This window comes from Sorangium sp. So ce1014 (assembly GCF_051521505.1).
In the GTDB taxonomy this organism is placed as follows: Bacteria; Myxococcota_A; Polyangia; order Polyangiales; family Polyangiaceae; genus Sorangium.
The window spans coordinates 5722211-5735795 of the sequence record NZ_CP150356.1; the positions used below are offsets into that span (position 1 = coordinate 5722211).

Sequence of the window (13585 nt, forward strand, 5' to 3'; positions counted from 1 at the left end):
GGTCATCCGGACAACAAGAGCCGGCGCCAGGCAAAACCCAGGCTCAACCAACGCATTGTCGGCCGCATTGCAATGCGGTCACGATGAGCCCGCTGCGCAGTATGAAGTGTGGACACCGCGACGCCAGCGTGGATTTGAAAGAACGCAGTCGCCCCGGGTGAGATGGCGATGGCTGCCTCAACGGGTCTCTCCGACGACATCGCCATCGAGGACCTCGGATACCTGAGGCACAGGTTCCCGGCCTTCCCCATGGACGTTGCTCCTGTCGATGCCATCACCGGCAGCGAGGTGGAGACCGTCAGCAGGGGCGCCGGGAGCGCCTACACGGGCACGCTCGAGAACGGGCTCGATGTAGGTGGGCGATCTCGGCGTTGATCACGTCGCGTACCCGACGGTTTCGATTCTTCCTTGGAGGTCAACCCAGGAGCCCCCGCTCGGCCAGCCACAGCGTCGCGCCGGCGCGGCTGTAGACGCCGAGCTTGTCGTAGGCGTGGGCGACGTGGTGCTGCACGGTCTTCGCCGAGATGCGAAGGACGGTGGCGATCTCGCGGTTCGTCTTGCCGGTCCCGACGAGCCGCAGCACCTCCAGCTCGCGCGCCGTGAGCGACTTTCGTGGCCGAAGGAGCCGATCGTGCCGGGCACCGGAGCGATCGGTGATCGGCGGGGCGCGTGGAACAGGATCGGTGGTGAGCAGATAGCCGTACGCCGTCCCGCGTGCCCCCGTAAGCCGATGCGCCCAGACCGGGTTGGCGCAATAGATCTCCAGCATCTCCTTTGTGTACCCGATCACAAAATGCTCGAAATACGGGTGCCAGACGGGGAGGTCACGCACCCGGAATTCGATGCCGGAATCCTTCAGGGTCGCCTCGGAGCGGCTGTCCGTCTCGGCGAAGTACCGGTGCCAGATGCTCTGAGTTGTCGCGACCAGCGAGGAGATCTCGGGATCCTGGACGAAGCGCTGCAGCGGACCGTCGACGAGCGCCCAGCGGGCCGATTCGGCCCCGAGCTCGAAGAGCGCGTCCTGGCCATCGGAATAGAACCGCCGAACGAGCTCGTCGTGGAACGTGAGGAACTCGGGCAGCGGAACCAGGCTGCTGGCGGTGATCGGCTGCCTGAACCAGGGGTTGGCCAGCGCCACGTCACGAAAGAAGCCGCGCCACGCTTCCGAGCCGAATCGCCGGCTCACCAAGGTCTTCCGCGTCAATATTGTGGTTCCGCTGACCTTCATGGACCAGCCAATCGGCTCCTGCCACTGAACGACGAGGTCGCGCAGGCAGCAGCAAGGCAAAGGAGCGCTCGCCAGTATGGCCGATCGGGGTGTCAGCGGTCAACGCGCGAGCTCGCTCATCCTGTGGCGGCGCGCTCACGATGCGATCGTGTATCAAGAGCAGATTATTTCAACGGCGCTGCAAGCTGAACGCTGAACGCTGAACGCTTCGCGCGTCGGGCGACGCGCCGTCATGCGAGTCGAAGCTCTTCTGCTGGATGTCCCAGCCGGCGCCGCAGGGGGCGCAGAGATGAGTGAATCTCGTGGGCGCCCTTCCCCGAGAATGGCAGACGTGCGCTAGGGCATGGTGTGTCGTTTCAGCACGGGCCAGCCGACCGCGGCGTTGCCGGGGTCGTGGCCACCTCCCTGCTTCGTGCAGAGCGCCACTTCGACGCCGTCCCGGCAATTCGAATAGGTCGAGCAGCCCTGGCCATCTTCGGCCGAGGGCGAGCCGGTGCAGCCATTGATGTCGGCCCACTTCGCGAGGGTCGACTTCGCGCCGAGGAACGTGATGGGCATGCCCCGCACCACCGCGGAGTAGCCACCGGCATAGGGCACGATGGGATCCGACGTGCTTCGGAACGAGATCACGCTGATGGGACGCGCTGGCTCGCAGCCGCCGATGTTCTCCTCCAGGAGATCGAAGGCGGCGGGCGCCACGGCCGCGAACACATCGGCCGCGTGGCAAGCGAGGTAGTGGGACATCCCGCCCCCCATGGAGAAGCCAACGGCATAGATGCGCTTGGGGTCGATGCAGGCGGTCTCCTGGATCTGCGCCACCAGCGCCTTGGCGAACGCGACGTCGTCGGTGTCGGCCACGCAGCAGGGCCCCACGTTCCAGGCGCCGCCCGAGGGTCCGGACAGCCCGCTCGGGAAGGCCATGATCACGCCCTCCGGGTCGGTCTGCGCCGGATAGGGCGAGCCCGATCGCTCCGACGGGCCAGAGCCGCCAAGCGGGTGGAAGTCCACAACGAGAGGCACCGGCTTGCTGCCGTCGTACGTGGCAGGCACGTGCAAGACGTAGCTCCGATTCTGCGAACCTACCGTCACCGTCTTGTTCGTGTCGCCAGCCCTCAACGCGGTGGACGGGCAGGTGATGCTCCCGGTTTCGCCGCCCGTGCCGCTGCCCCCGGCGCCCGCGCCGCCGGTGCCCGCGCCGCCGGTGCCCGCGCCGCCGGTGCCCGCGCCGCCGGTACCCGCGCCGCCGGTACCCGCGCCGCCGGTGCCCGCGCCGCCGGCGCCGCTCCCACCGGTGCCGTTGCCGCCGGCCGAGCTCGTCGTGCCCGCTGCCGCGGTCGTCGTATCCGCGGACGCGGTGCTACCGCCGCTGCCCGAGGGACCCGCGCTTGTATTGCCGCTGGAGCCACCGCCGTCGCCGCCGGCGGTGGTCCCGTCGCTGCCGCTGCCGCAGCCCAAGAGGGCGATGCCCAGCGCTCCTGACAGCAGGATCTGCTTTGGCGAATTCGTTCTTCGGTTCATCATGGGTCAGCACCTTTGTTTGCCGGAGGCCACGGACGCGATGACCTCTGGAGCGGTCGTGCCGAGGTTGCGAAACATCGCCAAGCGGCCGCGCCTCCCTGCTCCCGGATCGCCATCTGTCCTCGCGTCACCCAATGCAGGTGACTACGACGAGCTCATAGCCGAGACCGCTGGAGCGAGGCATGGGCATACTGGCCTATACCTCGTGGTGCAGGCGCCTGCGGCGCCCGCTCGAAGAAGCCGGGGCTCGCGCACCCTTGACGCCCTCGATCACTCTAGCACGCTCGGCGGCCGAGACGAAGCCCCGCCCTACGGGTCCAGTTGGTCGAACTTGAGGGCGCTCGACGCTTCGCCGGTGCCGACGCCGCGTTTGCGTCCGACCCACAGGAAGGTCGAGCCGCCGATCCAGCGCGCGAGCTGAAAGCTGCGGGACACCTCGACCCCTTCGCGCGGTATCTCTTCCTCACGCACGAGAGCGCTGCCGCCGACGATCGCGCCCTGCGGCGGCAGGAGGCCGTCACGCTTGAAGAAGAGGGCTCCGTCGTCGGTGACCGGGACAAAGGGCAACCAGTAGTCCGGGACGGCGGTGCCCAGACGGTAGCGGCGGGATCCATCGGCGGGCGGGGTGGGTGGTGCGCCGTCGCGCGGATGCGTCTCGATGTACTGCTCCGCGCGGCGGATCGACCGGGCCAGCGGGCCCGCGACGAGCTTCTCCAGAGCCCAGACGATGTTGGCCATCTCGTCGCGCGCGAAGCGCACCTCCTCGAGGGCGGGGCCTTCGAGCCGGCGCGGCAGGACCGGCGGCAGAAAGAGCAGGTTCTGCGCGGCGCCTGCGCGGTCGGAGGGCTGGAACATCCGCCACGCCGCATCCGCCGGCGGGATCGAGATCCGCTCGCCGAAGGTGTCGCTGACCTGGAGGGACGCTGTGCGGCAGACGGAGCCGACGGGCATGGCGTGCGGTATGAGGAAGAAGTCGTTGCCGAACGCCAGGGTGAACTCGAGAAACAGGAGGCGCGCCAGGTCGGTGCGCTCGGCGTCGACGGAAGCGAAGTTGATCCGCGCGTCTTCGAACTCCCAGAAGCGCGAGACCGGCATGCCGGGAAAGGTCACAGGAACCGGAATTCGCGCCGGGGTGGAGACGGTGTCTCGACGCGGGATGGGCGATCGCGTGGTGATCGCCGGCTCGACGTCGAATGACGACCAGTCGAGCCCGGCGCCGTCGTAGTCGGCGGCGCCGAGGACGAGCTCGCGGCGCGAAAGGAACGCCGAGACGCCGAACTGGTATTTCAGGCGCTCGCCGCTCCAGGTCTGGCTGGCGATCGGCTGGAAATACGATCCATAAGCGGCTCGCCAGGCGTCGACGAGCGCCGGCTCGGGCGCCTGCGGCAGCGGCGCGGCGACGGCAGCGCCAGGCGCGAGCGCTTCGTAGATGGCGCGGCCGTCGGCGAGGCCGCCCTGCGCGAGCAGCCGCCACATCGCCCGTTGATCCGCGGGCAACGACGACGATTCGGCCGAGGACGGCTCGGCGAGCGGGAAAAGGGTCGACCAGGCCGGCGCGAGCTCAGCCGGCAGGAGCGCCAGGAAGTCGAGGCCGGCCAAGGCGGAGATCCACAACGTCATCGCCGATCCCGCGGCGGCGACAGTCTCCGCCTCGACGACCGCCTCGAGCGGCGTGTTGGTCGGATAGGGGATCGACGTCGTGTTCAAGCCCTGCGTCACCGCAGCAGGGAGATACCGCTCGAGCGGCGCCTCCTCGGTCTCGAGGGTCGCCGAGACGGGCGACGCAGCATCCTCACCATTCCACTCGCCGAGCTGCCACTGGCGGCCGAGGAGCCACAGCGGGTCGTGCACACGCGCGGCCAGCCCCGGCAATCTGGGGCTGCGATCCTTGGGCTCGAGGCGTGTCCAGGTCGTGATCGATGGCATCGTGCTTCACCTTGGGTTAGCCGTCGACGTGGGCGGCGATCGTCTCGTCGGCCGGGTTGGCGGCGAGGTAGATCGCCGGGAGAAAACGCGCCAGATCGTGGCCGGCGAGCGCCTCGAGATCGACGAGACGGATCCTGGCGAGATCGATGGTTCCGAGGAGGATCGCCTCGAGCGTCCGGAGATCCCAGCGACGCCCGGGCGCGGGCGGCACCGCGACGAGGACGGCCTGCGGCGCGGTCGCCCCCGGCGCGTCGAAGTGAAAGACCCAGCTTGTGGTCTCGGTGCGGTTGGGGACCAGCTCCGTCCACTCATCGACCATGAGGCCGGCGACGAGGGGTGAGGCTCCGGCCAGCTCGCCGAGGTCGCCGCAGGCGAAGATCGAGATCGGATTCGACGGCCAGTCGGCGCGCGGGTCTCTCGTGGCGACGGCCACCCAGCCGTCGATCTTGCCCGGCGCGGGAGCGGGGAGCTGCGCTATCTGTCCGGCGAGGAGCGCGAGGCCGCCGGGAGCGACGGCGGAGGCGCAGAGCGACGCGGTCTCGAAGCGCCCGACCGCCTCGCGGACGCGGGCCGCCCGCCGGAGCCAGGCGGTGACCACCGGCGGCGGCGCGTCCCCGGCGGCCTGCCTCGCGGCCTGCGCCGCGAGCAGCGTCGCGGCGTGGTCCGAAGTCACCGCGAGCCTCGGCAGGATGGGGAAGGCATTGCCGAAGAGGATGCGGAGATTTTCGCTGGCGCGGGCGACGCGCTCGTCGGCATCCGCCGGCGCCGGGTCGGCCGGCCGAAGGCGCGTCAGCCGCTGGGCCGCCTCGGTGGCGACGGCTGCGCGATCGGAGACGGCCGCCGTGAGGGCGCCGGGGATCCCGAAGCCGGCGGCCACCTCGAGGGCGGCGCGAAGGGCGTCGTCGCTGCTCGCGGTGCTGCCGAGGACCTGGGTCGCCGCATCGAGCGCGGCGCGTGCCGCTGCTTCTCGCGCCTCGAGCTCGTCGGGCACGAAGGCGACCGCGGCGGCCTGCCCCCGCACGAGATCGCCGGGTGCGAGGGCGCGCACCGAGCCGAACAGCCCGCGGAACGCGGCGACCAAGGTGAGGAGGTCGGCGAAGCCGAGGCCGGCGCCGGCGCGCGCGAAGCTCACCTGGAGGTCGGTCGCGAGGTCGACGAAGCCGGGGACGAGAGCCTTCGCGGCGCGGCGTACGCGTTCGCCGAGCTCACCCTGGCCCGCGGTCCCGGACGCAGGCGGCGGCAGAGCGAGGAGATCGAGGGGACAGAGCCCGAGGTCGGCGAGAGACAAGGTGCGCGTCCGGAGCTCCGCCGAGCCGACGGCGCGCGGATAGCTGACCGTGCAGGTGTAGCGCGCCGGATCGCCCCACAGGCGTCCCAGCCAGCTATCCAGGGTGGGTTCGGCGAGCGCGCGCGGCCGCTGGGCGGCCCAGCCGGACGGGAGCGACGGAGATCGACCCGGCGTCAGGATCGACAGCACGCGATGCGTGAGGGTGGTGCCGGTGCGCGGCGTCTCGGCGAACTCGATCTCCGGCATCGCTTCGCCGCGGGTCGTCGCGTCGAGGACGGCGGCGGCGCGCTCCGGGCGGCCCCGCACCATCTGGAAGACACCTTCGGCCAGGGTCAGGTCGCGGACGGCGCCGGCGGCGCCGGCGAGCGCATCGAGGAGGCCCTGCACCGCCGCGCGCTCGGGCGAGCCGGGCGCGGGCAGGTTCGGCTCATTCCAGAGATCGGCGCCGAGCTCGAGCAGCCTGGAGCCATCCGCGACGTTGTTGGCGGCGATGGACTCGACAGGCTCCTCGGCGGGGACGCGCTGGGTCAACTTGCCGGCGGCGAGCGGCGCGATGCCTCGAAAGCGTGGGGTCAGCGCGGCGAGCCCGGCATCGCGGAGGCCCCGTTCGAAGCGGTAGCCGAGGAGCGCGCCGAGCGGCTGGCCGCGCCGCACGCCGTCGAGGAGCTCCAGCGCCAGCCGCACCCGCCCCGACGTCAGGTCGAAGGACATCAGTCCACCGCCGCGCGCGAGCGAGCCGGAGCGCAGGACGGCCGCGGTGGCCGCGTGGGCGGTCGAGGGCGCGTGCAGAAAACCGGTCGAGATCGGCTGGTCCGTGCGCATTCGCAGGTTCACCACCCAGCCGTAGCCGCCGAGATGGATCCCGGTGGGGCGGGCGCGGCGGAGCTCGTCCAGCCGCTGGGCGGCGAGCGCGGTGACCCAGGCGTCGAGCCGGTGCGACGCGAGGTCGAGCGTCTCGGCGAGGAGGAGCTCGGGGTCGTCCGGCTCGGCATCTCCGAGTCGTTCGAGCGCGCCGAGGAACGTCGGCAACGCCAGGTAGCCGGTGAGACCGGCCGCGTCGTTGAAGAGGTGGTCGCCTCGACTCTTGCCGTCGGGCTGTCTGGCCTCGAGGTAGCGCCAGGGCGTGGGCGTGCCGGTCCCGGCGCCCGAGTGGCGGTCGGGACCGTCGGGGGCACCGAAGAAATCGATGAGCTCGGGGTCGCGCGTGAAGGCGAGCGGCATCTGCGCAGGCTGCGGCGGAGGCTCGAGCACGTACGCGGTGTCCGCGTAGGCCCAGAGCGTGGCGTGGCGGAGGACTTGATAGAGGAGACTGTCGGCGGGCGCGCCCTTCACGCCAGGGCGCGCGGCGTGGATCGAGCTCGGCGGATTCGCGCGCAACCAGCCGGTGATCAGGCGGGTCCGCTCGGCGGCGGGGAAGGCCAGCGGGCGCGGATCGAGGAAGCCCAGACCGCAGGCGCGGTACCAGTCGAAGCGGAGCGGGCCGAGGTGAGGGAGCGGCCGCAAAGGCACGCGAAAGCTCGTGGCGAGGACCTGCTGCAGCCGGTCGCGCTCCTGCTGCCAGGGATCGGGAGCCGGCGGATGCGCGGGCGAAAAGCCGCTGTTTGCCCAGCGGATCTGGTTCCAGGCGTGGGGTCCGACGGCGGGGCGCCCGAGCACGCCCGTCGATACGCCCTCCATGGCGACGGTCTCGAGGAAGGCGCGGTCGACGTCTTCTTCGCGGGCGCCCCGCTCGAGGCTCGGCACCGCGTGCGCCCGCTGCCGCCAGACGGCGCGCAGATCCTCGAGGAGGTTTCCGAAATCGGCGGCGGTGGCGCCGAGCGACGGACCGCGCCGCCGCGCGCTCTCTCCGAGCACCAGACCGGCGAGGCGCGCCCCCGGGGTGGCTCCGAAGATCACCAGCGGGATCGGCGCGCCGTCGAAGGTCGCCGTCGGGCGAAGGTTGCCGAGCTTGAACAGGCCCGTCAGAACGCCGTCCGACAGCGCGACGACGAGGTCGGCCGACGCGTCGTGCGGGACGAGCGCCACGGCCACGTCGAGCGCCGGGGCGGTGGCCAGGAAGCCGGCGAAGCCATCGAGATCGATCGCGCGGGTCGCCCAGCTGCCGACGAGGCCCGAGGGATCGAGGACGGGTCCGGTCGAGATCTCGAGGACGCGTCGAGCGCCGATCGCGAGCGCGCGCACCCAGACGACGTGCGGGCGTGCGTCGAATGTCATGTCGATCGACAGGGTCGGGACGAGGACGGGCGGCCTCGGCCTCGGTTGCGGGCGCGGATCCAGGACTCCCGGGAGCTCCGGGAACAGTCGACGATGTGCGCCGTCGAGGTCGGCGGCGGCCACGGCGGCGCCGAGGACGACCGCGCCGGCCGGCGGCGACGGCAGCGCGAGCGGCGCGCTCCAGTTTCCCGCCTGAGCGTCGCGGCCGAGCCCGCGGCCGACGACGAGCACGCTGATCTCCGGGGGTCCGGGTGGATGGTAGGCGAGGAGGACGTCGGCGCCGGCGCCGTCGGCGTCGAGATCGAGGCAGGCGAGGCCGTCGACGCGGTCGCCGGCGAACGGCAGCGGCGCTTCGAGCCCGCCGTCCTCGAGGATGCCGGTGGCCGGATCGCGCGTGGGCGTGACGCCGAGGCGCAAGGGATTGGCGCTCGCCGCGACCACGTGCACGCGGCCGTCGCCCTCGAGCTCGGTGACCGTGACGCGCGACGCCGGCGGCGCGTGGCCGGAAGCCTGGGCGTCGTCGCGCGACCACGCGAGGTCGCCGCCGGCGGCCGGCAGCGCCAGCGACTTGCGAACGAAGAGATCGCCGCCGTGTTGCTCGAAGAGCCACACGCCTGTCCCCGCGGCGCCCTCCGGACGCCAGAGATCCAGCGAGGTCGCGGGGAGAACGCCGTAGGGCTGCCGGCCGACGCGCAGCGCCGGCAGCGGACCGCGGGCGCGCACGTGCGAGGCGAAGAAGTCGCGCTGCCGGTCGAGGAACGGGCGCCAGGCCGCGATGGCGGGCGCAGGATCCTCGACGCCCAGCGTCTCGCCGACCATCGGGATGAGCACGTCGCCCATCATCTGATCGAGGAAGTAACCCCAGGTCGCCGGCCAGGCGAGGAGGTTCATGTCGTGCGCCCAGAGCGCCTCTGGGAGCTCCGCGTCGACGACCCCCTCGAACACCGAGCCTGCGCCGGCGGCCGGCAGAAGTCCGAGCGCGCGCGCCATGACGCTGCCGTTGGCGAAGGTCGCCGGCGCCGAGGTGTCCAGGGCCTGCGCGGGGGCGAGCGTGGGCGCCGCGTGCTCCTCACGGAAGGCGCCGAGGAGGCCGCGCGGGCTCGCCGGCGGCACCCGATCGGCGTCGGTGTGGTTGGTGGGGACGCCCTGGCGTGCGAAGCCGAGGCCGTCCGTGTAGCGGTGCGACTCGAGCAGGGCTTCGAGGCTCGCGCCGTCCTTCTCCGCGTCCATCGTCGCTGTCACGCCCACCGCGAGGACGACCTCGAGGCCGGCGACGGCGATCTGCCGATCGACGGCGACCCGGACACCCATCCCGACGGCCTCGGCGGTGTCGAAGTCGACCATCCAGCGCGTCGCGTCGTCGGCCCAGACCCCGGGTGCAACCGGGTCGCTCTGCGGTGCCGCCGGCGTGGTGGCCAGCGGGCCGGCGACCGGGCGCCCCCACGCGGCGAAGACGCGACGGCTCTCCCTGTAACCCAGGATCACCCAGCGATCGGGCAGGGACGCCGCGTGCGCAGGCCCCTGCGCGGCGGCGGCGCGCGCGCTCACCGCCGGGAACACCGGCGCCGGGTCGCCGCGATCGTTCGTGGGGCGAAGCGAACGCGCGATCCAGGCGGCGCGTTCCGGTCCGACCTCGCGGATGAAATCGCTCCAGGCTTTCTCGCGCCGGGCCCGGCCGGGGTCCGCGGTCCCCGCCGCCCACACCTCGTTCCAGTAGGCCTGGCCGCGATCGATCTCGCGCTGCCGCAGCCCGCGCTGGAGACCGTCCTGGTGGATGTCGTCCGGATAGATGCGGACGCGGAGCTCGACGGCGCCGGGAGACGGCGGGTCTCGCTCGAAGAAGCGCGTCTCGAGGCGCACCGGCAAGAGCGCGATCGGACGCGCCGGATCGAGCGCGGCGACGAGGCCGCTTGTCAGCGGCACGGCGAGCCGCAGCCGGTGCACCGCCGCCGTCAGGTGGACGAGCGCGATCCGCGCCGACGCCAGGGCTGCCTGGGTGGTGGCGAGCGTCTCGCTCAGCGCCCGAGCGATCGGGTCCTGGGTGGCTTGCTGGGCCTCGAGCGTCGCCCGATCCGGCCGCAGGGCCAGCTCGGCGATCACCTGGCCGAGGGCCGCCGAATTCGCTCCGAGCGCCGCTTGCGTCTGGCCGAGGAAGGGATCGAGCGCGCTCTGCGTCGATGCCAGCGCGCCGAGGAGCTGCGCCCGGCCGCTCGCGATCCGGACAGGATTTCCGGACGCGAGGAGGTTGCGGATCATGCCGAGCTGCTGGATCGGCGCGGCGAGCGGAGGCCAGCCGAGGGCAGCGAGCCCGTCGATGAACCGGCCGAGCAAGGCGAGATCGACCGCGCCGCCCGAGGCCATCGCGGAGAGCTGCTGGCGCGCGGCGAGCTGCTCGTGGATGGCGTTCAGGCGCTCGATCGCGACGGCGACGTCGGTCTCCAGGCGCGCGCGCTCGGCGAGGAACGCGGTGACCTCGGCGAGCGTCTGCCGGGTCGTCTGCAGGGCGGCAGCGGCGGCCGCCGCCGACAGGCTCTGCGGTCGCTCGTCGGCGGCCAGCTGGTCCACGGCCTGCCGTTGCGTCTCGAGGTTGCCCTCCGCCTGGGCCAGGTCGCTGCGGTTCTGGTTCCAGGCCGCGAGGAGCTCGGCAGGCGTCATGGCAACACGTTCCCTGCGTGAATGGCGATCCGAACCGCGGTCTGCAGCGTGATCTCTGCGAGCTGCGCTGCCGTCGACGACGTGTCCCAGCGAGGCGGCGGCGTGGGCGGCGAAGCGGCGCCCAGGCCGCCCGCGAGCCGGATGTAGCCTCCGGCGTTCACCGCCACATCGTCCCAATCGAGCTCGTTCCACGCGGTCGGCGCCACCCCGTCCCCTTCATCGAGACCGAAGCGCGGCTCCATGGGCGGCTGCTCGATCACGAAGAAGGCGCCCGGCTCGCCCTTGGCCTGCGCGGCCGCGATCCGGAAGCCGAGGAAGGTTGTGTCGGGCGGCATGAAGGCGCGGATCTCGGGCAACGTGGCCGTCGCCGACTCGTCGGGCACCCGCTGCGCGCCCACGCGTCTGGCGGGGATGAGGTAGATGGCGGCGCGCGGAAAGCGCTGCAGGAGCTCGCCGCGGATCATGAGGAACACGTAGCCGGAGCCGCCGCTCGCCAGGTGCTCCCCGAGGTCCCTCTGCCACTCGTGAATCGGAGTGCGCAGGTCCAGGAGCTCGGCGCGGTCGGCGGGCAAAGGGACGCGGCCGCTCGGATCCCAGAACTGCTTGAAGTAGGTGCCGCGCTGGTCGGTCGGATACCCGCGCCAGAGCAGCTCGCGCGCCATCTCGTGGTTCAGGCCCACCAGATAGGCCTCGATGAAGGCGTTGTTCGGATAGAGCCCGGCGATCGTGTTCGGCGGGACGTTGCCGACTCCGGGAAGGAGCCACTCGGGCGAGAGCCGGAGGAGGTCCTTGTACATGGGATCGGAGAACTCGGGGGCGGCGAGGAGGACGTCGAGCGCGTTCAGCGGCCCACCGGGGAGCACAAGCCGAGCATTGACGTCGGCGATCACCGTGACCTTCGGGTCGAGCGTGGCCTTGATCTGGCTCGCCAGCTGGTCGAAGGCGAGCCGCCGTGGCTGCGGAGGCTCCTCCACGGGGCGAGGTCGGATCGGCTTCAGGGCGAGGTGGAGGGCGTCGACGAGCGCCCTTGTGTCGGCGGTCGCTCCCTTCCCCTTCGGCGGCGCGGTGAAGAAGCGATCGAGCTCAGCTCGCCGATCGGAGTCGGTTGTCGACCTGACCAGGGTCGCGCCGCCGTCGCTGTCGAGGCCGACGCGCGGCTTGCCGGCCGCGCTCGGCCCGCCGTTCAGGCGATCGAGGAGGCCCTCGTTCCAGGGCGCGGCGCCGGCGTTCCGCGCGCCCGCGCGCCGGGCCAGAGGTCCGCGCGGTCGCGCCAGCCGCCGGAAGGCACCACCGAAGGCCGCCGCCGGCACGTCGGAGCGCGCGATCGCGGTGCGGACCGTCGCCACGCCGGCGCCGGGCAGCGGTCGCTCGACGGTCCCCGGTGGAGCCACGACGCGCAGGTGGGCCGGCGCGGTCAGCGCGACAACCGCCACGTCGGAGACGTCGGTGGCGCTGAGCTTGTCGTGGTGGCTCTGCCCGACCGCGGCGGCGAGCTGGCCCTCGCGGATGATCTGGTTCGCGGCCTGGACCTCGGCGACCTGCTCCCACGCCTGCGCCATGAGCTCGTCCTGGCGATCCTGGACGACCTGGGTCCCGAGGGCGGCGGCCACGCGGTAGCGCGGATCGAGGTTCAGACGACCCAGCCAGGGCGTCCGCGTCGTCGAAGCGGCGTCGAGCTCGGCGGCGGCGGCGTGCCAGCGCCCGTAACACGGCGCCGCCACCGCCAGGTCGCTCCCCGCCGGGCGCGTGCGCGCGTTCACCAGCTCGGCGAGACGATGTTGCCACGGCGCGTCGGTGAAGGTCGCCGGTGGCCCGCTGCCGAGCGCGCCGCCGAGGAGCGGCCTGGCCTCCGGCGTCGATGGAACGAGGCCCTGGCCCGCCTGCGAGAGATCGAGGGGCCTCGTGCCGACCGGCTGCCCGGCGTCGACGGGGAGCCGCCGTTTTTGCAGCTTCTTCGCCAGAGCTTCGAAGTTGCCGCGCACACCCGTCGAAAACTCCCAGGAGAGATAGACCGGCAGGGAGAGCTCGCGATCGGTCGGATCGTCGGTCCAGGCGAGCGCCGCTGTCGCGGTCGCCCCGGGCGTCGCCGGATCGCCGGACCCGCCGCCGGCCTCCACGCCGTCGAGGTAAACCGGCACCACGCAGGCGAGGTAGGTCGTCGAGTCCCGGAGCAGGCGCGGGCACATCAGGCGAGAGAGCGTGCGCTCGGGGAAGCGCGTCAGCCGCTCGAGGATCGGCGAGGGATCGGCGTCGTCGTGGGTCTGCTGCACGTGAGCCCATGCCCAGGACTCGGCGAGGTCGGGGAGCTCGGCGCGGCGGACGCGCAGGATCGGCAGCGGCCGGCCTCCGCCCGGCGCGGCGATGCGCCCGTCGCGCTTCTCGACGGCGATCAGGCAGAGCCACGGGTTCAGCCGATCCCCGTCGGGCGCGCCGGGCGAGAAGGCCCACGGCAAGTCGGGCACGGCGAACTCGATGGTGGGAAAGTAGGTCGGATCCGCCCCCGCGGAGAGGTGCGGCGGCCACTGGCTCACCACCAGCTTCGCGTCGAACCCGAGGACGTCGCCGGGACCGTAGAGGTAGAATTTCGGCCGCTCGTCGGCGGGGTCGTCGACCTCGGCCTCGCCGTTGATCTGCGCGCGCACCGCCAGCTCGAGGCGCGCCCGCCGATCCGCCCCGGGGGCGACCTGCGCGCCGGCGCCGATCATGCTGCCGAGTCCGCTGCGAAACCACGACAGGAAGGTGCGCGAGGTGCCCAT

General features: G+C 72.3%; 6 protein-coding genes. 1 reads left to right on the forward strand and 5 read right to left on the reverse strand.

Annotated features, from left to right (window positions below):
* Positions 1–168: 168 nt before the first annotated feature.
* A complete protein-coding gene (locus WME75_RS21745; RefSeq protein WP_437494008.1) occupies positions 169–375 on the forward strand; it encodes a hypothetical protein in 207 nt (68 codons plus the stop codon).
* A gap of 40 nt (positions 376–415) precedes the next feature.
* On the opposite strand, the gene WME75_RS21750 is transcribed toward WME75_RS21745, so the two are convergent.
* From WME75_RS21750 to WME75_RS21770, 5 genes are all read right to left on the reverse strand, one after another.
* Positions 416–1228: a response regulator transcription factor gene (locus WME75_RS21750; protein ID WP_437494010.1), complete on the reverse strand. Its 813-nt coding sequence runs from the start codon at positions 1226–1228 to the stop codon at positions 416–418.
* 336 nt (positions 1229–1564) lie between these two features.
* Positions 1565–2749 carry an alpha/beta hydrolase family esterase gene (locus WME75_RS21755; protein WP_437494013.1) on the reverse strand — a complete coding sequence of 395 codons (1185 nt, stop codon included), beginning with the start codon at positions 2747–2749 and terminating at the stop codon, positions 1565–1567.
* A gap of 306 nt (positions 2750–3055) precedes the next feature.
* On the reverse strand, positions 3056–4465 hold the full coding sequence (locus WME75_RS21760) for a hypothetical protein (protein ID WP_437494015.1): 1410 nt from the start codon (positions 4463–4465) through the stop codon (positions 3056–3058).
* Between the two features lie 223 nt (positions 4466–4688).
* Positions 4689–10829 (reverse strand): hypothetical protein, encoded by a 6141-nt coding sequence (locus WME75_RS21765; protein ID WP_437494017.1) that lies wholly within the window; start codon positions 10827–10829, stop codon positions 4689–4691.
* Positions 10826–13585 carry a hypothetical protein gene (locus tag WME75_RS21770; RefSeq protein WP_437494020.1) on the reverse strand — a complete coding sequence of 920 codons (2760 nt, stop codon included), beginning with the start codon at positions 13583–13585 and terminating at the stop codon, positions 10826–10828. The genes WME75_RS21765 and WME75_RS21770 overlap by 4 nt, the downstream gene beginning before the upstream one ends.

Coding starts and splice junctions, on each gene's coding strand:
- WME75_RS21745 (WP_437494008.1), top strand. CDS start 169: ATGGCTGCCTCAACGGGTCTCTCCGACGACATCGCCATCGAGGACCTC.
- WME75_RS21750 (WP_437494010.1), bottom strand. CDS start 1,228: ATGAAGGTCAGCGGAACCACAATATTGACGCGGAAGACCTTGGTGAGC.
- WME75_RS21755 (WP_437494013.1), bottom strand. CDS start 2,749: ATGATGAACCGAAGAACGAATTCGCCAAAGCAGATCCTGCTGTCAGGA.
- WME75_RS21765 (WP_437494017.1), bottom strand. CDS start 10,829: ATGACGCCTGCCGAGCTCCTCGCGGCCTGGAACCAGAACCGCAGCGAC.
- WME75_RS21770 (WP_437494020.1), bottom strand. CDS start 13,585: ATGGGCACCTCGCGCACCTTCCTGTCGTGGTTTCGCAGCGGACTCGGC.